20 protein-coding genes and 3 tRNA genes are annotated in these 22,180 nt (G+C 53.1%); 14 read left to right on the forward strand and 9 right to left on the reverse strand.

The window, feature by feature from the left end; all coding sequences use genetic code 11:
• Window positions 1-41: 41 nt before the first annotated feature.
• Entirely contained in the window at window positions 42-401 is a 360-nt protein-coding gene (locus HF650_RS14670; RefSeq protein WP_187799291.1) for a helix-turn-helix domain-containing protein, read from the reverse strand.
• 97 nt (window positions 402-498) lie between these two features.
• Here HF650_RS14670 and HF650_RS14675 point away from each other — a divergent pair, with 97 nt between their 5' ends.
• Window positions 499-1,248 carry an SDR family oxidoreductase gene (locus tag HF650_RS14675; RefSeq protein WP_187799292.1) on the forward strand — a complete coding sequence of 250 codons (750 nt, stop codon included), beginning with the start codon at window positions 499-501 and terminating at the stop codon, window positions 1,246-1,248.
• 191 nt (window positions 1,249-1,439) lie between these two features.
• On the opposite strand, the gene HF650_RS14680 is transcribed toward HF650_RS14675, so the two are convergent.
• Window positions 1,440-1,529: transfer RNA gene (locus HF650_RS14680), tRNA-Ser, on the reverse strand.
• Between the two features lie 93 nt (window positions 1,530-1,622).
• On the opposite strand from HF650_RS14680, the gene mtfA reads away from it, so the two are divergent.
• The 3 genes from mtfA (at window position 1,623) to HF650_RS14695 (ending at window position 4,750) form a co-directional block, all read left to right on the forward strand.
• The gene (mtfA, locus tag HF650_RS14685; RefSeq protein ID WP_187799293.1) at window positions 1,623-2,420 is read left to right on the forward strand and encodes a DgsA anti-repressor MtfA; all 798 of its coding nucleotides are present in this window, start codon (window positions 1,623-1,625) and stop codon (window positions 2,418-2,420) included.
• A 99-nt stretch (window positions 2,421-2,519) separates the two neighbouring features.
• Window positions 2,520-2,595, forward strand: a tRNA-Asn gene (locus tag HF650_RS14690).
• Between the two features lie 181 nt (window positions 2,596-2,776).
• Window positions 2,777-4,750: a PhoX family phosphatase gene (locus HF650_RS14695; RefSeq protein ID WP_187799294.1), complete on the forward strand. Its 1,974-nt coding sequence runs from the start codon at window positions 2,777-2,779 to the stop codon at window positions 4,748-4,750.
• Between the two features lie 76 nt (window positions 4,751-4,826).
• Here HF650_RS14695 and HF650_RS14700 read toward each other — a convergent pair whose 3' ends face one another.
• The 3 genes from HF650_RS14700 to HF650_RS14710 all read right to left on the reverse strand — a co-directional run bounded on the left by HF650_RS14700 (window position 4,827) and on the right by HF650_RS14710 (window position 6,225).
• A complete protein-coding gene (locus tag HF650_RS14700; RefSeq protein WP_187799295.1) occupies window positions 4,827-5,072 on the reverse strand; it encodes a DUF2543 family protein in 246 nt (81 codons plus the stop codon).
• Window positions 5,073-5,100: 28 nt separating this feature from the next.
• Window positions 5,101-5,577 carry a cold shock domain-containing protein gene (locus HF650_RS14705; RefSeq protein ID WP_187799296.1) on the reverse strand — a complete coding sequence of 159 codons (477 nt, stop codon included), beginning with the start codon at window positions 5,575-5,577 and terminating at the stop codon, window positions 5,101-5,103.
• A gap of 108 nt (window positions 5,578-5,685) precedes the next feature.
• Window positions 5,686-6,225: a DUF2058 domain-containing protein gene (locus HF650_RS14710; protein ID WP_187799297.1), complete on the reverse strand. Its 540-nt coding sequence runs from the start codon at window positions 6,223-6,225 to the stop codon at window positions 5,686-5,688.
• A gap of 243 nt (window positions 6,226-6,468) precedes the next feature.
• Here HF650_RS14710 and shiA point away from each other — a divergent pair, with 243 nt between their 5' ends.
• Entirely contained in the window at window positions 6,469-7,785 is a 1,317-nt protein-coding gene (gene shiA / locus HF650_RS14715; protein ID WP_187799298.1) for a shikimate transporter, read from the forward strand.
• A 42-nt stretch (window positions 7,786-7,827) separates the two neighbouring features.
• Here shiA and cbl read toward each other — a convergent pair whose 3' ends face one another.
• Together cbl and nac are read right to left on the reverse strand one after the other, a co-directional pair.
• Window positions 7,828-8,778 carry an HTH-type transcriptional regulator Cbl gene (gene cbl, locus HF650_RS14720; protein ID WP_187799299.1) on the reverse strand — a complete coding sequence of 317 codons (951 nt, stop codon included), beginning with the start codon at window positions 8,776-8,778 and terminating at the stop codon, window positions 7,828-7,830.
• Window positions 8,779-8,879: 101 nt separating this feature from the next.
• Entirely contained in the window at window positions 8,880-9,797 is a 918-nt protein-coding gene (gene nac, locus HF650_RS14725; protein WP_054803190.1) for a nitrogen assimilation transcriptional regulator NAC, read from the reverse strand.
• Window positions 9,798-10,138: 341 nt separating this feature from the next.
• Between nac and HF650_RS14730 the strand changes: the two genes are divergently transcribed.
• From HF650_RS14730 to HF650_RS14745, 4 genes are all read left to right on the forward strand, one after another.
• Window positions 10,139-10,214 (forward strand) — tRNA-Asn (locus HF650_RS14730).
• A gap of 161 nt (window positions 10,215-10,375) precedes the next feature.
• Complete coding sequence (locus tag HF650_RS14735; RefSeq protein WP_022065172.1) at window positions 10,376-11,626, forward strand: integrase arm-type DNA-binding domain-containing protein; 1,251 nt, start codon at window positions 10,376-10,378, stop codon at window positions 11,624-11,626.
• A gap of 636 nt (window positions 11,627-12,262) precedes the next feature.
• Complete coding sequence (locus HF650_RS14740; protein ID WP_049139112.1) at window positions 12,263-13,432, forward strand: efflux RND transporter periplasmic adaptor subunit; 1,170 nt, start codon at window positions 12,263-12,265, stop codon at window positions 13,430-13,432.
• Window positions 13,429-16,620 carry a multidrug efflux RND transporter permease subunit gene (locus tag HF650_RS14745; RefSeq protein WP_065953641.1) on the forward strand — a complete coding sequence of 1,064 codons (3,192 nt, stop codon included), beginning with the start codon at window positions 13,429-13,431 and terminating at the stop codon, window positions 16,618-16,620. The genes HF650_RS14740 and HF650_RS14745 overlap by 4 nt, the downstream gene beginning before the upstream one ends.
• A 54-nt stretch (window positions 16,621-16,674) precedes the next feature.
• On the opposite strand, the gene HF650_RS14750 is transcribed toward HF650_RS14745, so the two are convergent.
• Window positions 16,675-17,094 (reverse strand): Rrf2 family transcriptional regulator, encoded by a 420-nt coding sequence (locus tag HF650_RS14750; RefSeq protein WP_022065302.1) that lies wholly within the window; start codon window positions 17,092-17,094, stop codon window positions 16,675-16,677.
• Between the two features lie 111 nt (window positions 17,095-17,205).
• Between HF650_RS14750 and HF650_RS14755 the strand changes: the two genes are divergently transcribed.
• Window positions 17,206-17,580, forward strand: a complete 375-nt coding sequence (locus HF650_RS14755) for a hypothetical protein (RefSeq protein ID WP_022065303.1) — start codon at window positions 17,206-17,208, stop codon at window positions 17,578-17,580.
• 326 nt (window positions 17,581-17,906) lie between these two features.
• On the opposite strand, the gene HF650_RS14760 is transcribed toward HF650_RS14755, so the two are convergent.
• Window positions 17,907-18,851, reverse strand: coding sequence for an AraC family transcriptional regulator (locus tag HF650_RS14760; RefSeq protein WP_022065304.1), 945 nt, complete (start codon window positions 18,849-18,851; stop codon window positions 17,907-17,909).
• Between the two features lie 197 nt (window positions 18,852-19,048).
• Between HF650_RS14760 and HF650_RS14765 the strand changes: the two genes are divergently transcribed.
• From HF650_RS14765 to HF650_RS14780, 4 genes are read left to right on the forward strand one after another with little or no spacing between them, the layout of a single operon-like run.
• Window positions 19,049-19,792, forward strand: coding sequence for an SDR family oxidoreductase (locus HF650_RS14765; RefSeq protein WP_049139194.1), 744 nt, complete (start codon window positions 19,049-19,051; stop codon window positions 19,790-19,792).
• 34 nt (window positions 19,793-19,826) lie between these two features.
• Window positions 19,827-20,594 carry an SDR family oxidoreductase gene (locus HF650_RS14770; protein WP_049139195.1) on the forward strand — a complete coding sequence of 256 codons (768 nt, stop codon included), beginning with the start codon at window positions 19,827-19,829 and terminating at the stop codon, window positions 20,592-20,594.
• Window positions 20,595-20,629: 35 nt separating this feature from the next.
• Complete coding sequence (locus HF650_RS14775) at window positions 20,630-21,487, forward strand: SDR family oxidoreductase (protein WP_045903272.1); 858 nt, start codon at window positions 20,630-20,632, stop codon at window positions 21,485-21,487.
• Between the two features lie 58 nt (window positions 21,488-21,545).
• Window positions 21,546-22,103 (forward strand): flavin reductase family protein, encoded by a 558-nt coding sequence (locus HF650_RS14780; protein WP_045903273.1) that lies wholly within the window; start codon window positions 21,546-21,548, stop codon window positions 22,101-22,103.
• The last annotated feature ends 77 nt before the right edge of the window (window positions 22,104-22,180 follow it).

Genomic DNA, 22,180 nt, shown 5'->3' on the forward strand with positions numbered 1-22,180 from the left:
ACCTTACTTCCCCGAGTTTATTACCGTCGCGACGGCGGCGATTACTCTTTCGTTGCCACTGTGCCCTGACGGGCAAGCATAATCTTCTCAATTTCGCGAATGTGCGCACCTCCCCATGCGCACAGTGGGGCAAGGCTATCGGCAAGGCTGATGCCGAAATCGGTAAGCGAATATTCAACCCTGGGCGGGATGGTCTGGTAGTCGACGCGCTGTACAACGCCATCGGCCTGCAACTCCTTCAGCTGTTGAATGAGCATTTTGTCACTGACGCCAGTGACCGCGCGTTTCAGCTCACCATAACGACGGGTGTCATGTGCCAGGTGGAACAGGATCAAAGGCTTCCACTTACCGCCGATTACCGCCAGCGCTGCGTCCAGACCACAGGTAAATGAGGGTGTCATCGGGTCTCCTGGGATACTTACCAAAAGGTGCATACTATACCAAAAGTAATATCCCGTCTAAAGTGCAGCTGTCAGCAACTCACCTAAGGAGACACTTATGGCAAGACTCACAGGCAAGACAGCACTGATTACAGGGGGAAGCACGGGGATCGGTCTGGCAAGCGCCGTACACTTCGCAGCAGAGGGTGCCCGCGTCTATATTGCCGGGCGCCGCCAGTCCGAGATCGATAAGGCGATTGCCACCATCGGTCATGGCGCGACGGGCATCCAGTGTGATGTCTCCAGCCTGGCGGATCTCGATCGTCTCTACGCGCAGATCAAGGCCGAATCAGGTCAACTCGATATCCTCTTCGCTAATGCTGGGCTGGGAACGTTCGCCCCGCTGGGCGAGATCAGTGAAGCGGATTTCGACCACATGTTCGGCGTCAACGTAAAAGGCACGCTATTTACGGTTCAAAAGGCGATTCCGCTGATGCGCTCTGGCGGCTCGATCATTCTGACCGGCTCAACCACCGGCACAAAGGGAACGCCCGCTTTCAGCGTCTACAGTGCGACAAAGGCGGCAATCAGGAACTTCGCCAGAAGCTGGGCTCTGGATATGAAGGGAACGGGTATTCGCATCAATGTGCTTTCACCTGGCGGCACGGAAACCCCGGGGTTGCACGACCTGTTCGGGGCCAGTGGAGAATCGGAAGCGTTGCTCGCGGGCCTGGCCTCACAAACCCCGCTTGGCCGCATCGGCCGCCCGGAAGAGACTGCCGCAGTCGCCTTGTTTCTGGCAAGCGATGAGAGCAGCTTTATGACGGGCAGCGAAGTTTTCGTGGATGGCGGCATGGCTCAGGTGTGAACACGCCAGGCGCTCCGGTAAGCGCGGAGCGCCTGCAAGGCACAATCACGGATGTTGCTTTACAACAGAGAGATAAAAGTCAGCCAGACTTTGAATCAGAAAATGTGAACTCTCGCGCTCGCATTTTTCTCAAAGAATTTTCTCAGTGGGATCTGGATCGTTGCAAGCAATGCAGGTAAGTGCTTGAATAATGGCGGAGAGAGGGGGATTTGAACCCCCGGTAGAGTTGCCCCTACTCCGGTTTTCGAGACCGGTCCGTTCAGCCGCTCCGGCATCTCTCCGTTCAGATGGTTGCCATCATGCCAGGTAATTTGGCATTTTAACAGACCCTGTCCCGTTAATTTGGTTCAAGTGGCGAGTTTGCGAGCAAAACGATGATTAAGTGGCCCTGGAAAAACCGGGAATCTGCCGATGAAGCAGATCTTCCCTGGCAAGATGCGTTAAATATTCCGGTTTTAGCGAATTTATCCCCCGATGAGCAAAGCAAACTGGTTCAACTGGCCAACCGTTTTTTTCAGCAAAAGCGCCTGGCACCGCTGCAGGGATTCGATTTAGACGCGTTGAAAAGCGCGCGCATCAGCCTGCTGTTTTGCCTGCCGGTGCTGGAGCTGGGCCTCGAATGGCTGGATGGCTTTCATGAAGTGCTGATCTACCCTGCCCCTTTTATCGTTGATGATGAGTGGGAAGATGATTTTGGCCTCGTGCATAACCAGCGCATGGTGCATTCCGGGCAGAGCTGGCAGCAGGGCCCCATCGTGCTCAACTGGCTCGACATTCAGGACTCCTTTGACGCCTCCGGTTACAACCTGATTATTCATGAAGTGGCGCACAAGCTTGATATGCGCAACGGCGATCGCGCCAGCGGTATTCCGCTGATCCCGCTGCGCGATGTGGCGGCCTGGGAGCACGATCTGCGCGCCGCCATGGAGAACATTCAGGATGAGATCGATCTGGTCGGCGAAAGCGCCGCCAGCATTGATGCCTATGCCGCCACCGATCCCGCCGAATGCTTCGCGGTGCTCTCGGAGTATTTCTTCAGCGCGCCAGAGCTGTTTGCCCCGCGTTTCCCCGCCCTCTGGCAACGCTTCTGCCACTTCTATCAGCAGGATCCCCTAAGCCGCCTGCGCGGTCAGCCCGGCAGCCACGGCGAACGGGCGAATCCGGTGCATTAATGGCAGCTCTGGATGTTAATTAGCCAATTGAATCAGCATCTTAAATTTAGTGTTGACACTAAAGTACGGGGTCAGTAGTATTCGCCCCGTTCACACGATTCCTCTGTAGTTCAGTCGGTAGAACGGCGGACTGTTAATCCGTATGTCACTGGTTCGAGTCCAGTCAGAGGAGCCAAATTTAAGAAGCCCGCTTTTTAGCGGGCTTTTTGCTTTTCGCCTCTCCCCTTCAGTGCCTCTCTTGCAAGAAAAATCACCTTATTAAGCCGCTGTGCCTGTTGCGTTATAAATTTGTAACAAATGTTTTTTAGACTGCTCTCCATTGCTACGCAAGCCTATGGAAATGACAGGAAAACGATATGAGCAGACCCCTTAAATCGGTGTTCAAGCAAGAGCACAGCGATGAGATCAGCAACACCAGCCACAACACCGCGTTTTCTGACGTCGTCAGCGCGTTTGTCTCCCGCCGCCGCTTTCTGCAAATGGGCATGGTCGCTGGCGCTGCCGTCTCATTCCCCTCTTTACTGATGCCTGAAAACGCCTTCGCGACGATGAGCAAACCGTCGGCCTTAGCGAAAGCGATGTCGCTCGGCTTCACCAGCATTCCCGTGTCGATCGCCGATAACGTCACGGTGCCGGAAGGCTATATCGCCCGTCCCTTCTATCGCTGGGGCGATGCCGTGGGCTTAAAGGGCAATCTGCCGGAATTTAAATTCGACGCCAGTAACACCACCGATGAGCAGGCGGCGCAGGCCGGTATGCACCACGACGGCATGGCGTGGTTTAGCCTGCCGCAGGGTGAAGAGAACCCGGCGCACGGTCTGCTGGCGCTCAACCATGAGTACATTGATAACGGCATGCTGTTTAAAGACGGTACCGCCAACTGGGATCTCGACAAGGCGCGCAAAGGCCAGAACGCGATGGGCGTGTCGGTCATCGAAGTGAAAAAAGCGGATGCGGGCTGGCAGGTGGTTCGCCCCTCAAGCTTTGCGCGTCGCATTACCGTCAATACGCCGATGCAACTGAGCGGCCCGGCGCGTCACCAGCCGCTGATGCAAACCGCTGCCGATCCGCAGGGTGAAAAGGTGCTGGGCACCATGCAAAACTGCGCCAATGGACGTACGCCCTGGGGCACCTATCTCACCTGCGAAGAGAACTGGTCGGATATTTTTGTTAAAAAAGCGCCGCTCAATGCGCTGGAGAAGCGCTACGGCATCAGCGACAGCGATGAGTCCTATCGCTGGAACGAAGTGGATGAGCGCTTCAGCGTCGACAAAACCCCCAACGAGCCAAACCGCTTTGGCTGGGTGGTAGAGATTGACCCTTACGATCCGACCTCCACACCGCGCAAACATACTGCCTTAGGCCGCTTCAAGCATGAAGGTGCCGCCGTGACGCTGGCGGCGGATAACCGCGTGGTGGTCTATATGGGCGACGACCAGAAATTCGAATACATCTATAAATTCATCTCTGATAACAAATATGACCCGAGCGATCGTCAGGCGAATATGAAACTGCTGGAGTCAGGCACGCTCTACGTCGCCAAATTCAATGAAGATGGTTCTGGCGACTGGCTGCCGCTGATCTTTGGCGAAAACGGACTTGATCAAAGCAACGGCTTCGACAACCAGGGCGATCTGCTGATCAAAACCCGTCTTGCTGCCGATAAGGTCGGCGCAACCAAAATGGATCGCCCTGAGTGGATTGCGGTCGATACCCACGCGAAAGGCAGCGTCTACTGCACGCTCACCAACAACTCCGATCGCGGTAAAGAGGGTAAAGCACCGGTGGATGCGGCCAACCCGCGCGCCAATAACCAGTTCGGTCATATCATGCACTGGCGCGAAGAGAACGCCGATCCGGCATCAGCGACTTTCAAATGGGATATCCTGGTGCTCGCCGGGCGCACGGACAGTGACGATGCGAAAGTGAAAGGCTCAATGAAAGGCGCGGAGTTCGGCAGCCCGGACGGCCTCTCTTTCGATCATCGCGGCGTGCTCTGGATCCAGACCGATGTCTCCTCCAGCACTATCAATAAAAAAGCCTATGAAGGGATGGGCAACAACCAGATGGTGGCGACCATTCCTGGCAGCAATGATTATCGCCGCTTCCTGACCGGGCCGCGCGGGTGTGAAATTACCGGTATTGCCTTTACGCCGGATAACCGCACGCTGTTTATCAATATCCAGCATCCCGGTGAAGGCGGTGATGACATCACCGATCCCAATAATCCGCACGCCATCTCTAACTGGCCGGACTTTAAAGCCGATGGCCGACCGCGCTCCTCGACGGTGGTGATCACTAAAGCCGATGGCGGCATCATCGGCACCTGATATGACATAAGAAAAAGCCCGCTACGCGCGGGCTTTTTTGCATTTCTGTGCAGGAATAACTGCGGTTTATGCCGCGTTATTCATTGCCCCACTCATTGAGGAAGTTAGCGATCTCATCAATGCGGCTCTCTTTGAGGCCAGCTTCGCGGGCCATCTCCTGCTGCGCCTCTTCGCTGATCTCTTCGTTGTTAGATAAGCGGTTCAGCAGCAACTGGAAGTAGTGCGCCACCGCGTCACGCTCGGACTCGCTCACCGGCGTCGCGGACTCCGTCGAATACTCATCGGCGATGTCATAAAACTTCAGCGGAATATCGTGGTTCATAAGGGATCCTTAAAAGCAGCAGATAACGTCAAACTTTAAGCAGTTTCACCGTCGCGTCGATATCGATCTCATCTTCCGTAAAGATAAGCGTTGAGCCCTGGAAAGTGGTGATCGCCAGCTTTTTCAGCGTGCGCATCTCGCCTGGCTTGATATCAGATTTTGGTCGAATGCTGCTCATCAGCACCCCGACAGAGAGCACCGGGTTCTCTTTATCGATACGGGTATCAGCAGGCACTTCTTCATTGAAGACAACATAGGATTTAATCGAGGTGAGCTTCAGGCGCTCGCCGGCGATAAAAATATACTTGCTGTCGGGAACCACTTTTACCGCATAGGCCGAGAGGCCTTTATTGTTGGTGGTGGGTTCAAACGTCACCGCCGCATCTTTTTTAATCAGCTCTGGGTTGGCGACCTTGATCACATGGAAATAGCGGTTCTCACCGTTCTCATCTTTGATAAATCCAAAACCTTTCTCTTTAAACCAGGTTGTGATTTTTCCGTTCATCGCCTTACCGCCTGTTGACTCGTTGTTCTGTGCTATTTTTGCCGCGCGCAGTGTAAAGCACATTGCCCGCGCAGACCACGCTTTTGGCCCGATCTTCTCTTGCGCGTCTTACCACATCAGATCGTCAGGCACTTTGAAGTCGGCATAGGGATCGTCTTCATCCTGCGCTTCCTGGCTCAGTGCGCTGTTGAGTACAATGCTGTCGGCATCGCGCTGAGCGATTTTATCGGCCACGCTTGCAGGAATAATCGCGTACTCCGGCTCGCTGCGGTTTTCCGTCATCAGACGGGCAATCGCCAGACGACCGCTGATCAGCTGCCCCTGAGTCACCTTATCGACAACGATTTTTTTGATCAGGTTGTTATCAGTGAAGTTGAAGTTGATATCACCTCTATTGATGGTGATGCGGTTCATCTCAATCAACTGCTTCACCTGCGCTTTATACTCTTTGGCGAGCGTCGCCTGCTTCTGCTGCTCGTTGAGCTGCTTATCGCGCTCAAGCTGCGCCTTTTTGTTCTCTTCCACCGCTTCCCGGGCCTCACGCGCCTGTACGCGGGACTTCTTCGCCGTGCGCTGCACTTTGGCCATCTTTTTGCTGTTGACCAGCCCCGCCTGAAGGAGCTGCTCTTGTAAAGTAAGTTTTGCCATTTTCGCTTCTGAATCCGTTAACAAATTTCCCGGATTATAGCGGGAATTGTTAAGGATATACCAGGCGCAGAGTCAGGCTGCTTAACCTGGTCAGGCAGGAGATCGCTGTAAAAGGGTTTTCTCACGCGGGCTGTCGCTGTAGTCTCAAGGGCGGCCTTAATTTTGCCGCGTACGATGTGAGTAATCCTTTCCCTGGTTTTAATAATAAAAAATTGCAAGATGTAAGGAACAGACAGGACAGCTATGGACTCCACACTCATCCCCCCCCGTCCCGATGAACAGACCCCATCCTCCCAGCGCGCACGCCGGGCTGCATGGGGCAGCTTTGCGGGCGCCGTGGTCGACTGGTTCGATTTTTTACTCTACGGCATCACTGCCGCGCTGGTGTTTAACAGCGAATTTTTCCCGCAGATCGACCCGGCAATGGGCACGCTTGCCGCCTTTGCTACCTTTGGCGTCGGCTTTCTGTTCCGCCCGCTCGGCGGCATTGTCTTCGGCCATTTCGGTGACCGCTTAGGACGTAAGCGAATGTTGATGATGACTGTCTGGATGATGGGCATCGCCACCGCCTGTATTGGCATTCTCCCCTCTTTCGCCACCATTGGCTGGTGGGCACCGGTATTGCTGGTAACTCTGCGCGCTATTCAGGGTTTTGCCGTTGGCGGCGAATGGGGCGGCGCAGCGCTGCTGGCGGTGGAGAGCGCCCCGGCCGGTAAGAAAGCCTTTTACAGCAGCGGCATTCAGGTGGGCTACGGCGTCGGCCTGCTGCTCTCTACCGGGCTGGTGTCACTTATCAGCACGCTGACGACCAATGAGCAGTTCCTGAGCTGGGGCTGGCGTCTGCCGTTCCTGTTCAGCATTGTGCTGGTGCTCGGCGCGCTGTGGGTGCGCAACGGCATGGAAGAGTCAGTCGAGTTCGAACGCGCGCAGGCACAAAAGCCCGCTGCAGCGAAAAAACGCCCGCCGGTGTTTGAAGCACTGGTTCGCCACCCTGGCGCATTTCTCAAGATTATCGCCCTGCGGCTGTGCGAACTGCTGACCATGTATATTGTCACCGCCTTTGCGCTTAACTACTCGACGCAAAACCTGGGCATGCCGCGCGAGCTGTTCCTCAATATCGGGCTGCTGGTGGGCGGCGTCAGCTGCTTTACTATCCCGCTCTTCGCCTGGATGGCGGATCGCTTCGGGCGGCGGCGCATCTATATTACCGGGGCGCTGCTCGGAGCCATCAGCGCCTTTCCCTTCTTTATGGCGCTTGAAGCACGCTCGATTCTTGGCGTAGTTATCTTCTCTATTTTGCTGGCGAATATCGCCCACGATATGGTGGTCTGCGTTCAGCAACCGATGTTTACCGAGATGTTTGGCGCAGGTTACCGCTACAGCGGCGCGGGCGTTGGGTATCAGGTTGCAAGCGTCGTTGGTGGCGGCTTTACGCCCTTTATCGCCGCGGCACTGTTAACCTTCTCCGGCGGCGAGTGGCACAGCGTGGCGATCTATCTGATGGCGGGTTGTTTACTCTCGGCGCTAACGGCGATATTTATCAGGCCGCAGCCGCGCTAAGCTGATAAAAAAGCCTGCATCTGCGCAGGCTTTTTTTTGGCGTTAAATCTGATAATCGATCGCCGCTTCATCCGGCTCCATCACCTGACGCTTGATCTCATCCACCGACAGCCCGGCATTACAGAGTTCGATAAAGCGCCAGACATAGTTGCGCTGCAACTGGCCCCGCTTTAACCCCAGCCAGACGGTATTGGCATCGAAAAGGTGCCGGGTATCGAGACGCACCAGTTTCTCCACTTCATGCTCACCGCTGGACTGCTCCGCCACCAGCCCAACGCCGAGACCCAGCTCGACATAGGTTTTGATCACATCCGAGTCCTGCGCGCTCAGCACCACGTCGGGAATTAACCCTTTGCGGGAAAAAGCTTCATCAATGCGCGAGCGCCCGGTAATACCCTGGCGATAGGTGATAAGCGGCCAGCGGCAGATCTCCTCCAGCGTTAGCGGTGAAGCGTGCGCCAGCGGATGATCCTGCGGCACCAGCAGGCTGTGATGCCAGCGGAACCACGGGAAAGCGACCAGCGCGCTGTCATTGCTTAAGCGCTCACTGGCGATACCGATATCTGCGCCGCCATTATGCAGCAGGGTTTCAATCTCCTGCGGCGTCCCCTGGATAAGCTCAAGGCGAACCTCAGGAAAGAGCGCGCGGAAAGATTTGATTACTGACGGCAGGCTGTAGCGCGCCTGCGTATGGGTGGTGGCGATGGTCAGGACGCCGGAGGTGTCATTGGTGAAGAGATCGGCGAGCCGGCGGACGTTGCTCGCCTCGTTGAGAATGCGCTCAGCAATCACCAGCAGTGCTTTGCCCGGCTCGGTCATGCCCAGCAATCGCTTGCCGCGGCGAATGAAGATCTCAATCCCCAGCTCCTCTTCAAGCTCGCGGATATGTCGACTCACGCCGGACTGCGACGTATACAGCATATTGGCGACTTCCGTCAGGTTGTAGTCCCGCCGCGCCGCTTCACGGATAATTTTAAGTTGCTGGAAGTTCACCCTTCGCTCCTGGCCCATCAATCATGACGTTATTGTTAAAGTCTGCGGCCAGGCAGAACAAATAATAAAAACCAGCAACTTATACCTTTAAGGAATAAAGATTAGCTTGCCAGCTGCAGCTCGCGATTCTCCATCGTCGGGCGACTGACCAGCGACAGCAGAATATCTTTCACCGCCTGCGCCTGTGGCGACATGCTGCCACGTGCAGAGACGTTCAGCGATAACGGCAGGCTCATTGATGGCGTGGTGATGCGCGCCATCCAGCCGTTCGTAGCGCTACAGAGCGAGCGTGCGGCGGATTCCGGCAGAACCGTCACCCCCATTCCGCTGGCGATAGCCGCCGTCAGCGTGGCAATTGACTCGATCTCACCGATGATTTTCGCCGTCAGGCGGCGCAGCGAGAAGGCTTCATCCACCCGTAAACGCACGGCGCTGTAATCGCGCGGCAGGAAGAGATTAAGTTCCGCCACCGCCGCCAGATCGACGCTCTGCCCCGGACAATCCCGCGTGCCAACCAGGTAGAGATCCTCTTTCAGCAGCGGCAGGCTATTAATCCCGGCGCCCGGCGCACGCTCGTAGAGCACTGCCATATCGAGCTGGCCGTTTAATAATTTGTCGTTAAGCACCGTGCCGCTGTTTTCGTGCAGATAGACGGTCACTTCCGGCAACTCGGCACGCACGGCTTGCAGCAGCGGCATGGTCACGGAAGAGGCGGCTGTGCCGGGCGCGAGGCCGATCGATACCTGGCCGCGCAGCGTCTGGCCGACGTTGTGCACCGCCAACTGGGCTTGTTCACACTGGCGCAGAATGGTGCGCGCATGGGTATAGAGGATCTTGCCCGCTTCCGTCGGCGTGACGCCGCGCTTGGTGCGGATGAGCAACTGTTGATCCATCTCGCCTTCCAGCGTCGCGACCTGCTGGCTCAGCGCAGGCTGCGCAATATGTAACACTTCAGCGGCCTGCGTCAGGCTGCCAATATCGACGATTTTTACGAAGTACTTCAGGCGTCTTAAGTTCATTTTGCCTCCTGTAAGGATTACCCATGCCAACGCTAAGAGTGATGATGCTGGAAGGGTTGCAATATGCTTGCCACATTTCGTGAGATGAATAAAAGGCGGGTTAAGGGACTGGATAATAAGCCTTTCTAATCGCTCAGGCATAAATAGAACATGAAACAGCGGTTTGCTTATGCCCCATAAGGGGTAATTTGCACCACTGCGGTGCAAAATGACGTAGAAAGCAGCGCAAATGGGCGCGGGGTGAACAGATTGCCCAATTTGTCAGCAAACGGTCATCTCATTGCAATCCACCCTTTGACAAGCCCGATGGTCATCGATAATATGCGCCCCGTTCACACGATTCCTCTGTAGTTCAGTCGGTAGAACGGCGGACTGTTAATCCGTATGTCACTGGTTCGAGTCCAGTCAGAGGAGCCAATTTCCTGTTTTCATGCATCCTTGCGAATCATTATATGATGTTGGTTCAACAGGTTAGCGTGAAAATTCTTCCCGGTGCATTTTGATTTTACCCTCCGCATCGGGAAAAATTGGTGGTCAAATCTGGGGTCAGGTTAGTTCGATAATGGAGTGACCCCCATATGTCCCTTACCGACGCGAAAATCCGCACTCTCAAGCCTTCTGATAAACCCTTTAAAGTCTCCGATTCCCACGGTCTGTATCTGCTGGTCAAGCCAGGTGGCTCACGTCACTGGTATCTCAAGTACCGTATTAACGGTAAAGAATCCCGCATTGCGCTGGGTGCCTATCCTGCCGTCTCCCTCTCTGATGCGCGACAGCAGCGTGAAGGTGTCCGTAAAATGCTGGCGCTGAATATCAACCCGGTACAGCAGCGGGCTGCTGAACGTGGCTCACGAACACCGGATAAAGCTTTTAAAAACGTGGCGCTGGCGTGGCATAAAAGTAACCGGAAATGGTCGCAGAACACCGCTGACCGTCTGCTTGCCAGCCTGAACAATCACATCTTTCCGGTTATCGGGAACCTGCCTGTATCAGAACTTAAACCCCGTCATTTCATTGACCTGCTGAAAGGGATCGAGGAAAAAGGTCTGCTGGAAGTTGCGTCCCGCACGCGGCAGCACTTGAGTAACATAATGCGCCATGCGGTCCATCAGGGGTTAATCGATACTAACCCGGCAGCAAACCTTGGCGGCGTGACCACACCTCCTGTCAGACGGCACTATCCTGCCCTGCCACTGGAGCGGCTGCCTGAACTGCTTGAACGTATTGAGGCGTATCATCAGGGCCGCGAACTTACCCGGCTTGCCGTCCTGCTGATGCTGCATGTGTTCATTCGCTCCAGTGAACTGCGTTTCGCCCGCTGGTCAGAGATTGATTTCACAAACCGGGTCTGGACGATACCCGCGACGCGAGAACCCATTATTGGCGTGCGTTATTCCGAGCGCGGGGCCAAAATGCGAATGCCGCATATCGTCCCCCTCTCAGAACATGTCATCGCCATTCTGAAACAGATTAAAGATATCACCGGTAATAATGAACTGGTCTTCCCCGGCGACCATAACCCGTATAAGCCAATGTGTGAAAACACGGTCAACAAGGCATTGCGGGTGATGGGCTACGACACAAAAAAGGATATCTGTGGCCACGGCTTTCGGGCGATGGCATGCAGTGCGCTGATGGAATCGGGTTTATGGTCAAAGGACGCAGTAGAACGCCAGATGAGTCATCAGGAGCGCAATACCGTGCGCATGGCTTATATTCACAAGGCAGAACATCTGGAAGCCCGCAAGGCGATGATGCAGTGGTGGTCCGATTATCTGGATATATGCCGTGAAGCCTACGTTCCACCATATTTCCTTATCAGAAAATAAAGCATTACGCCAGATAGTTCATGAACTATCTGGCGTAACAAATCAACACCATATCGGCGTCAATTGATATGGTTTTTTTTAGTTTAAATCCCATGACTGCGAAGGAGTAATGACTCCTGTAAGGTATTTGCTTTTGAAAAAGGCTATTGCGGATGTTCTCTACAGAACATTCCATAGTCTTAAAACGGCCGACAAAGGAAAACTCTAAGAAATGCAGATCAGGCTCCTGACGTATCGAACACGCTGCTGGTTTAGGGCGAGAAGGTACTCGGCTATTAACTTGACGTGAACATTCCTGTGTTTGCTTCCCAGCCCCCACTCATTCTCCCGGTAAAACCGGAATGTTATCAAGACTGATTAAATAGCAAATAAAAACAACTTTCTCGTGAAAGATTGCATTCACTTTAACGGAATTGAAAACATCACACGCAAAATATCATGTAACTTTCATGGTTTCATGTGATAAGCTGATTCATGTCCCTTGTAAAGTTACATGAGTTTATCTTTCCGATGCGAGTTTGCAACGTCTTATGGTGCGCACACATCACAAAGTAACGCAGGTAAACGCTGTGACATGTAGGGGCCAACAAACAACTTAACTTTACCTTTATAACCACATGATTTTTGGAATGATTTATGACTGTATCGTTCAAACTTCGCATGTTGTGCTTAACCGGTACACTGGCTGTCATCGGGCTGTTCCTTTCAAAACAGAGCGTCATACCCGGCGCGTATGCACTTGAGACATCAAACTTTAAAACGGTGCGAACTACGTCCGCAGTTGTTCATACAGTAAACGACTGGGTCGAATTCTCGGGAAAACTGGAAGCCACCGATGAGGTCACTGTACGTTCAAAAGTTACAGGCTCGATTGTGGATGTTAATTTCAGGGATGGTCAGTTGGTCAGGAAAGGCGATATTTTATTTATTATCGATCCAGCCCCGTATAAGACTGAACTGGCCCGGGCTCGTGCAGCATACGCGCAGGCAAAAGCGAAGCAGGACTTGGCATTGCTGGATCTGTCCCGGGGTAAAAAACTTATCGGGACCCATGCTATCTCACAGCGCGATTATGACGTTCTGAACAATGCCGCCCGGGAATCGAAAGCAGCCAGGGAGATTGCCGAAGCTGAGGTCGAGAGCGCCAGGCTCAGCGAAAGCTATACCCGGATCACCGCACCGGTAACTGGCCGTATTTCCAGAGCAGAACTGACAGTCGGTAATCTGGTCGCAGCCGGTATTGACAGTCCAGTTCTTGCATCCATTGTTGCTCTTGATCCCTTGTATGTCGCTTTTAATGCGGATGAACGAACCTATCTTAATTATATCGACAAGCTTTCAAATAAAGACAAACCTGAAGTGCTGGTAGGACTGGCCGATGAAAAAGATTATCCACATAAAGCCATTCTTCATTCTGTGGATAATCATCTCAGTACTGAAACCGGCACTATCAGGATGCGCGCACTTCTTGATAATCCATCATCAAGGTTGCTTCCCGGTTTACAGGCCCGGGTCAGACTCCAGGCAAGCAAATCTTATACAGCAGTATTGATTGACCAGACACTGATCCGCACCGACCAGGACAGACGCTATATTCTGGTAGTCGGAAACAATGACAAAGTTGAATATCGCCCCCTAGAACTGGGAAACAGACAGGGGGAACTGATTGTTGTGAAAAAAGGCCTCAATAAGGGTGACAGAGTTATTTCCGGTGGGGCGCAGTTGGTCAGTCCCGGTGAAACAGTCGTTGTCAGCAAAGACGAATCCCCTTCTTCAAAATCCCGGGAAGGAAATAAGTCATCATGAAAGTATCAAAATTCTTTATCGACAGGCCGGTTTTTGCTGGAGTACTGTCTGCGTTGTTCATTCTGGCAGGGATTATCGCCATATTTCGTCTACCGGTATCGGAATACCCACCGGTTGTCCCCCCATCCGTTATCGTTCATGCCCAGTATCCTGGAGCCAATGCCACCACGATTGCACAGTCGGTTGCAGCTCCAATAGAGGAAACTGTTAACGGCGTAGAGAATATGCTGTATATGCAGTCACTTTCAAATGAGGATGGCAATCTCTATCTGACAGTGACCTTCAAACTGGGCACAGATCCCGATCAGGCTCAGCAATGGGTGCAGAACCGGGTGTCGCAGGCTCTGCCCCGGTTACCTGAAGATGTCCAGCGACTGGGTGTCACAACCAATAAAAGCTCGCCGAATATCACACTTGCCGTTCATATGATATCGCCTGATGGCAGATATAACGATAATTACATCAGTAATTACGCCATACGTAACATCAAAGACCAGCTCTCGCGTATTGAGGGAGTTGGCCAGGTATCAGTATGGGGCCCCGGTGGTTACGCGATGCGAATCTGGCTTAATCCTGATGCTATGGCTGCTCGCGGACTGACGACATCAGATGTCGCCTCTGCTATCCGTGAACAAAACGCCCAGTCACCAGTGGGAAGCGTTGGCGCAGCCCCTATGGCAGAAGAAACACCGTTACAGTTGTCAGTTAATGCCAGCGGTCGGCTTAAAACGGCTGAAGAATTTGGCAACATTGTGCTCCATGCCCGACAGGATACCAGAACGACATTATTGAAGGATGTCGCCCGTATTGAACTGGCCGCTGAAAATTATGCCATGCGTACTTACCTGGATAAAAAGCCTGCGGTAGCGCTGGCCATACAGGAGTCTCCGGGCGCAAATGCTCTGGAAATTGCCTCACAAGTAAGTCGCACAATGAAAGATCTGAAAAAACAGTTCCCTGAAGGACTGGATTACCAGATAGTTTATAATCCAACCAAATCAGTCAGGGCGGGTATAGAAGCTGTGCTTCATACTCTTTTTGAGGCCATACTCCTCGTGGTACTGGTTGTTTTTCTTTTCCTCCAGACCTGGCGAGCATCAATCATTCCTCTGCTGGCTGTTCCCGTTTCGATAACCGGCACAATGGCATTTCTGTACCTTTTTGGGTTTTCAATCAATGCCCTGAGCCTTTTTGGCCTCGTCCTGGCTATTGGCATTGTCGTTGATGATGCCATTGTTGTTGTTGAAAATGTAGAAAGAAACATAGAAAGAGGCATGACGCCATATCATGCCGCCTGCAAGGCTATGCAGGAAGTCAGTAGTCCCATTATTGCGATCGCGCTGACGCTGAGTGCCGTATTTGTTCCGCTGGCTTTTATGAGTGGCCTGACCGGGAGGTTTTATCAGCAGTTTGCAGTGACAATAGCAGTTTCAACGATTATCTCCGCTATTAACTCCCTTACGCTCTCACCGGCTCTCTCTGCCATGCTACTGAAGTCACGTGATTCAGACAGCGACTGGCTTACGCGCATTATGCATAGTAGTTGTGGACGGTTCTTTACTGTTTTCAACCGCCTGTTCAACAGTAGTGCCAAGCGATATGAAAAAGGTGTTGGCGCGCTTGGCCAGCGCAAGATTCTGATTATGGTGATTTATGGCATTCTGCTGGCAATTACGCTGTTACTGGGCAGGTCTGTACCTGGGGGGTTTATCCCTGCTCAGGATAAAGAATACCTTATCAGTTTTGTGCAGCTTCCCGCTGGCGCATCATTGTCCAGAACAGACCGGGTATTGGAAAAAATGAATGAAATAGCACGAAGTGAGCCAGGGGTATCTTCCACATCTTCTTATGCTGGATTGTCTGTAAACGGCACCACCACAAGCCCTGGTTCCGGTCTGACATTTGTCCTCCTCAAGCCTTTTGAGCAACGGCCTGGCATCAGCGCAGATGATGTTGCCGCCTCTCTGAATGCCAGATATCAGTCACTTCCTGGCGCAGATTTTGCGGCTGTTTTCCCGGCACCACCCGTTATGGGGCTGGGCTCTCTGGGGGGATTCAAATTGCAGCTTGAAGACAGAGGAAATATCGGTTATGACGGAATGGCCGAAGTACTTCGACGCTTTCAGGCAGAAGCAGCTAAATCACCTGTGCTGACGCCACTTTTTTCAACATACCAGAATAATTTTCCACAAATTAATGTCGATATTGACCGTAATCGCGCCAAACAACTTGGGGTGAACATCAGTGATATCACCGAGACATTACAATCCTATCTTGGCTCATATTATATAAATGATTTCAATATAATAGGTCGTGTATATCAGGTAAGAATGCAGGCCGACGCAGAGTTCAGGGCGACCCCGGAGGATATACTGAAACTTCAGACCCGAAATGCCGATGGCAATATGGTACCGCTGTCTGCCATAGCCCGTATTGAGCCGACACACGGTCCTGAGCTGGTTACCCGTTATAACGGTTTTACAGCGGTCGATCTTAGTGGCGCTCCTGCTCCAGGCTATTCTTCAAGTCAGGCGATGGAAGAGATTGAACGTATAGCGATGAAAACACTTCCACCCGGCGTAGAGTATGAGTGGACAGACCTGACCTACCAGCAAATTCTTGCAGGCAACAGTGCCGTCTGGATTTTTCCACTCTGTGTATTCCTGGTATTCCTGGTACTGGCTGCCCAGTATGAAAGCCTTACGCTCCCTTTGGCTGTCATTATGATTGTCCCAATGAGTATCCTTTCTGCACTTACCGGGGTGTGGCTGACTCATGGGGACAATAATATCTTTACGCAAATTGGATTTATCGTCCTGGTCGGGCTCGCATCTAAAAATGCCATTCTTATCGTTGAATTTGCCCGTGAACTTGAGCTTTCAGGTAAGTCTGCCTGTAACGCAGTGAAGGAAGCATGCCGTCTCAGGCTGCGTCCTATTCTGATGACCTCACTGGCTTTCATCATGGGTGTAATCCCCCTGATGGTATCGCATGGAGCAGGCGCTGAGATGCGTCAGGCTATCGGGATATCGGTATTCTCTGGAATGCTTGGCGTCACCCTTTTTGGCTTGTTTATGACCCCCGTGTTCTACCTGTTAGCCCGACAAATATCAGGGAAACCACTGCACTCGGCCACTTTACCGGACGCGCCTGAGGAACGGCCGGTAACAGAACAGGCTTCAGACTAAAATTTATGATGACCTTTCAACAACCGGACATTATATGATGCCCGGCTGTTGAATTTATTTATGTTTAAGGACTTCCGGCACAAGCTTATCAAGGGTAAGTTCAGCAAAGCGGTTTGTAATCAGACGTCTCGCCTCTTCAAGCGTATCACTTATTTCATTGTTAACTGCATCCTCTATCTGGCATTTGTCATGCTCAGTCGCCCAGCCTATTGAAAAAAGTTCAGTGCTGCCAATAGCGTGGAAAACCTGAAGGAGAGTGATGTCTCCGAGAGGTTTCTGGAGTGTCCAGCCACCTCCATGCCCTTTTTCAGAATGAATGATACCCGCCTGTTTGAGCCCCTGGAAAAGGCGTCTGACCACGACCGGATTCGTATTGATCATCAATGCTATATCTTCCGAGGTAACGGGATCGCGGATTTTATCCATATGTATCAGCACGTGTAATGCACGGGACAGCCGGTGGTCTTTTCTCATTTTTTATCCTGTTTGCTGCGAAGTTTCTTATGAAACTTTCGTTGTTGCATAAGTGGCGCGATTTCATGTATCTTATACTATTACATGAAATCCATACAGAGAGTATTTTTTATGTCATTCGATAATGTGTCAGAACAGTTATGGGTCTGCCTCGTCATTGCACTGATGTCCAGTTGCATTTCAATCACCGTCACGCAGCAGGAAATGTTTCGCCCGTTGCGTGAATGGATGGTCAAAAAAAATGCCATGGCAGGCTACCTGTTCAGTTGTTTTTATTGTTTTAGTCACTGGGTGGTTTTTGCCGGTGTTGCAATTTACAGGCCCGTTCTTGTTCATTCAGGATTCTTGTTAATTGACCTTGCGGTTACGGCATTCTTTACCATCGGTTTAACGGCCATGTTCAGCGGGATCATTCTGAAAGTGATGAGAAACGCTATTGCCAAGGCGATTGAAGAAAAAGAAATGAAAGACAAGCTGGGTTTGTAACTCGAACGGGCCTGAAAACCTGGTGATGAAAGCAGGACGGTTAGCCCGGCAATCTGCGCATATAAATGGCACGACTGCTTTACGCTTTCGCACCAGGTTTTGCGCTGTTTTTACGTTCGTCTTCCACGCAGTTCACAGAGGTACAGGTACATACTGGTTCTGGCTGCCGGTGTTGATGTGCCGGCAGGTGTTGCTGACATTTTTGTTACGAACGAAAATCCCACAGGTTCTTCAGATAACCTTCATATCAGCATGAACTGTTAGCGTCCTGGCGTCTCAGTCCGGTTTGCAGTGAACGTTTGCGCATGAATATCGACAGTTGCAGATTAGTGTGTCGACGTCGCTGCTTCGAGTTGCGCAGGTTCCATCAGTGCGAATGCTGTGCGCATTTTGCGCGTCTCCTCTCCGGGGCTGCGACCAAACAGTCTTTTGAACTCCCGATTGAACTGCGACGCACTTTCGTAGCCGACCCGCGCTGCTGCCCCTGCTGCAGTAACGTTGTCCCGTATCATCATCAGTCGCGCCTGATGAAGACGCACTGACTTGATGTACTGGATGGGAGAAGTCGCCGCAACGGCTTTGAAATGCGCATGAAAAGCCGGTACGCTCAGGCCAGCTTCGTGCGCAAGTGAAGCCACATCCAGTGGCCGGGCGTAATCGAGGTGGATACGCCGTAACGTACGCGCAATACGTCCAAAGTTGCCATGACAGGCCAGCGCAGCACGAATGGCTCCGCCCTGTTCACCCAGCAGAACACGAAAAATCAGCTCTCGCACAATCCCCGGCCCCAGAACCCGCGCTTCAAGTGGTGAAAATAATACCTTCAGAAGACGAACTGTCGTATCTGCCAGCGTGTCGTCAAGTGGTGTGGAGACAATGCCAACGGGTGAACCTGATGCAGTGGCATGGTGATCGACAGCCATAACCAGGTCTGCCACCGCTGTCATATCCAGACGAATAGACACAGCAAGCAAAGGCTCTGCCGGACTGGCATCTGTCTCGCTTGAAAATGGCAGAGGTACTGACAGCACCAGGTAGTGCAACGGGTCGTAGTGGTAAACCCTGTCAGCCAGGTAACCTCTTTTGTGCCCCTGACAGACAATAACAATGCCTGGTTCGTACAACACGGGGGTACGCCCCAGTGCGCCGTCAGCACGCATCAGACGCACGCCATCCAGCAACGTACGGGTGTGACCTTCATGAGGGGCGAGCTGGCAAATCATAGCCGCCATTTCGGACTGTTGAGATATGGAGGGCAATCTTTCTGGCATACAGCAGACCTGCTAATTGAATTTAATGATTATATTTTCACTCCCTGCATGCTTAAAAATCAATAAAGAAAATAGGATTAGGCAATGATGCAAGAGTGTCAGGCCTGTCGTCGTATGTGCCCTCTCTTTATGATACCTGCCTGTTTGATATTCCAATGACATTCCCTGTCCCGCCCGGTGACAGGCAAGGAGGAGTGATGAAAACAGTGGTATCAGAAACGTCTAAGGTGGTCATTCTTACCGGTGCCAGTAGTGGTATAGGTGAGGCCACAGCCCGTCATCTTTCCCGGAAGGGACATCATTTGTTTATCGGTGCCAGACGTATTGAAAAACTGACCGCACTGGCGACAGAGTTGCGGGCAACGGGGGGTAATGTTGATGCCATGGCAATTGACGTCACGCGACCAGAAGATTTGCAACGCATCGCAGCCAGGGCGCTGGAGAAGCACGGACGCATTGACGCGCTCATAAATAACGCTGGCGTTATGCCACTCTCACCGCTGGCAGCGTTGAAGGTCGAAGAGTGGAACCGCATGCTGGATGTCAATGTCCGGGGCGTTCTGCACGGGATAGCCGCCGTCCTGCCGATCATGCAGGAGCAGGGTTATGGTCACATTATTAACATTGCCTCCACAGGCGCGTATACGGTCTCGCCCACAGCCGCTGTCTATTGCGCCAGCAAGTTTGCCGTGCGCGCTATTTCTGACGGGCTTCGGCAGGAGACCGATGCGATCCGGGTGACGCTGGTCAGCCCGGGAGTGGTCGAGTCAGAACTTGCCGATCATATTACGGACGAAACAGCCCGGGCTGCCATGCACGAATTCCGGCGCATCGCCTTACCTCCGGAGCCCGTGGCGCAGGCAATCGCCTATGCCATCGAACAACCCGCTGGCGTTGATATCAGCGAACTCATCGTCCGTCCTGTGGCCAGTCCTCATTAACCGTAAACATGTTTTCATTTATTCAGGGGGGTTCATGTCAGAGTCAGGCTCTTTTTCCAGGGCTATGCCCTTTGCAGGCCGTGTTGCGATCGTCACCGGTGCCGCCAGCGGTATCGGCCTGGCGACCGTCGGACTGTTGCACCGCCAGGGCGCACGTATCGTCGCAGTTGGCCGGGGGGATAATGTCAATGCGCTTGCACGCGAAGGCGTTGTCCCCGTTGTCGCCGACGTGACTCAGGAAGCCAGTGCGGAACTGGCCGTGCGGACTGCAACAGAACAGTTCGGTCGCCTCGACGTCTTAATCAACAACGCAGGCATCATCATCAACCAGCCGGTGGCAGAAATGACGCTCAGGGAATGGAACCAGGTCATGGCTGTTAATGCCACGGGCGCATTCCTTTTCTCAAGGGAAGCCATGCGCCCAATGATGGCGGCAAAATCGGGTGCAATCGTTAATATTGGTTCTTACGCCTGTTATCAGTCTTTTCCCGGTATCGCCGCCTATGCAGCTTCCAAGGGGGCGCTGGCACAGTTAACCCGTACACTCGCGCTGGAGGCTATCGCTCACGGTATTCGTGTTAATGCAGTCGGCTCCGGAGATGCGGTGACAAACATCACGAATACAATCCAGCCCGACGGGCAGGAATATCTGGCAGAGCATGGTCGTAAAGCGCCGGTTGGCCGTGCAGCCCACCCCGATGAAATCGCAGAAGTCGCCGCCTTTCTGGCGTCAGACCGGGCCAGTTACATTGTCGGCGCAGTGGTTATGGCCGACGGTGGCATGAGTGTCGCCATTCAGTGATGCAATTCATTTTTCAACAACAGGAGTCTTCATCAATGCAACAACAAACCTCCCCTGCAAAAGTCTGGTTTATCACCGGCGCTGCTCGTGGTATTGGCCTTTCGCTGGCACGCCAGCTACTGGCGCGAGGCGATGCCGTAGCCGCAACCTCCCGCACCCTGACCAGTCTGCGTCAGGCATTCGGCGACGATAACGCGCGACTGCTGGCGCTGGAGGTGGACCTGGTGAACGAAGCCAGCGTTCAAAAAGCCATCGACAGCACCATTGCCGCCTTCGGGCGCATTGACTGTGTGGTCAACAACGCAGGCTACGGCCAGCAGGGCACCATTGAAGCATTAACCGACAGCGAATTGCGTCGCAATTTTGATGTTAACGTGTTTGCACCCCTGCATGTTCTGCGCCATGCCCTGCCGCATATGCGTACGCGGCGCAGCGGCCATATCTTCAACGTGGCGTCGATCGTGGGCTTTCAGGGCGGTTACGCGGGCTGGGGCAGCTATGTCGCCAGCAAATTCGCACTGGCCGGTCTGACCGAAACCCTGGCGGCCGAACTGGCCGAGCTGAACATCAGAGCCACAGTGGTTTATCCTGGACCGGTGCGCACCGGGTTTCTGTCGAAAGAGACGCTGGTCGTGGCCCAGCGCACAATCGCTGACTATACCGAAGCTCAGGCCTCGCTGGACCTCCATCTGAACGGTCTGGACGGCAAACAGGCTGGCAATCCTGATAAAGTCGCTTCTCTGATACTGCAGGCGGCCTTTGCTGACGCCCCTCCCGTGCATCTTTTTGCTGGTAAGATTGCCAACACCCTCGCTGAACAAAAAATGCATGCAGTGAGTCAGGACCTTGATGTCTGGCGAAGCGCGTCAGACGCCACGGATTTTGAAGAGTAATACCCCCCGGGGACATGTGAACCATACTGTCCCTGATTTTCTTTCTGGAGGATATCTCATGCATGACAGCCTGCCTGCGGAAAAAGCGTACCGTATTCTTGAAGCTGGTCCCGTTATTCTGGTGTCCACCAGGGGGACAGATGGCCGGACGAATCTGATGACCGCAGGTTTCCACATGATGATGCAGCATGCCCCACCGCTGGTCGGTGTGATTATCGGCCCCTGGGATTACAGCTATCAGGCGCTGTCAGATAGCGGGGAATGTGTTCTGGCTGTACCGCCAGCCGGGATGGCAAAGGCCGTTGTGGACATCGGTAATTGCTCGGGAGAAACAGACGACAAATTTGCGCGTTTCGGCCTGACGCCCATTGCCGCGCAATCGGTCAGTGCGCCTCTGGTAGATGAATGCCTGGCTAACCTGGAGTGCAGAGTGGTGGATGACCGACAGGTGCGGCGCTATAACCTGTGGGTGCTGGAAGTTCAGCGGATTTGGCTTGACAGCGCATGGCAGGAACTGCGTCTGCTCCACCATCAGGGCGATGGCCGTTTCAGTATCGACGGAGAGACGCTTGACCTCAGTGACAGGATGGTAAAATGGCGCGACCTGATGGATTGAATGTTATGCCATGCTAACCAGAATTGGTTAATGGCGATACATTACCGAACATACCGGAAATGTATCGCCATGAATAC

This window comes from Kosakonia sp. SMBL-WEM22, assembly GCF_014490785.1.
Classification (GTDB): domain Bacteria; phylum Pseudomonadota; class Gammaproteobacteria; order Enterobacterales; family Enterobacteriaceae; genus Kosakonia.

Bases quoted from the DNA above. Each gene is read 5' to 3' on its own strand.
- HF650_RS14700 (WP_187799295.1), bottom strand. From the start codon at position 5,072: ATGAACCACGATATTCCGCTGAAGTTTTATGACATCGCCGATGAGTAT.
- HF650_RS14770 (WP_049139195.1), top strand. From the start codon at position 19,827: ATGTCAGAGTCAGGCTCTTTTTCCAGGGCTATGCCCTTTGCAGGCCGT.
- HF650_RS14740 (WP_049139112.1), top strand. From the start codon at position 12,263: ATGACTGTATCGTTCAAACTTCGCATGTTGTGCTTAACCGGTACACTG.
- HF650_RS14760 (WP_022065304.1), bottom strand. From the start codon at position 18,851: ATGCCAGAAAGATTGCCCTCCATATCTCAACAGTCCGAAATGGCGGCT.
- HF650_RS14765 (WP_049139194.1), top strand. From the start codon at position 19,049: ATGAAAACAGTGGTATCAGAAACGTCTAAGGTGGTCATTCTTACCGGT.
- HF650_RS14710 (WP_187799297.1), bottom strand. From the start codon at position 6,225: ATGGCAAAACTTACTTTACAAGAGCAGCTCCTTCAGGCGGGGCTGGTC.
- mtfA (WP_187799293.1), top strand. From the start codon at position 1,623: ATGATTAAGTGGCCCTGGAAAAACCGGGAATCTGCCGATGAAGCAGAT.
- HF650_RS14755 (WP_022065303.1), top strand. From the start codon at position 17,206: ATGTCATTCGATAATGTGTCAGAACAGTTATGGGTCTGCCTCGTCATT.
- shiA (WP_187799298.1), top strand. From the start codon at position 6,469: ATGGACTCCACACTCATCCCCCCCCGTCCCGATGAACAGACCCCATCC.
- HF650_RS14750 (WP_022065302.1), bottom strand. From the start codon at position 17,094: ATGAGAAAAGACCACCGGCTGTCCCGTGCATTACACGTGCTGATACAT.
- HF650_RS14670 (WP_187799291.1), bottom strand. From the start codon at position 401: ATGACACCCTCATTTACCTGTGGTCTGGACGCAGCGCTGGCGGTAATC.
- HF650_RS14775 (WP_045903272.1), top strand. From the start codon at position 20,630: ATGCAACAACAAACCTCCCCTGCAAAAGTCTGGTTTATCACCGGCGCT.
- HF650_RS14745 (WP_065953641.1), top strand. From the start codon at position 13,429: ATGAAAGTATCAAAATTCTTTATCGACAGGCCGGTTTTTGCTGGAGTA.
- HF650_RS14780 (WP_045903273.1), top strand. From the start codon at position 21,546: ATGCATGACAGCCTGCCTGCGGAAAAAGCGTACCGTATTCTTGAAGCT.
- HF650_RS14735 (WP_022065172.1), top strand. From the start codon at position 10,376: ATGTCCCTTACCGACGCGAAAATCCGCACTCTCAAGCCTTCTGATAAA.
- HF650_RS14675 (WP_187799292.1), top strand. From the start codon at position 499: ATGGCAAGACTCACAGGCAAGACAGCACTGATTACAGGGGGAAGCACG.
- HF650_RS14695 (WP_187799294.1), top strand. From the start codon at position 2,777: ATGAGCAGACCCCTTAAATCGGTGTTCAAGCAAGAGCACAGCGATGAG.
- nac (WP_054803190.1), bottom strand. From the start codon at position 9,797: ATGAACTTAAGACGCCTGAAGTACTTCGTAAAAATCGTCGATATTGGC.
- HF650_RS14705 (WP_187799296.1), bottom strand. From the start codon at position 5,577: ATGAACGGAAAAATCACAACCTGGTTTAAAGAGAAAGGTTTTGGATTT.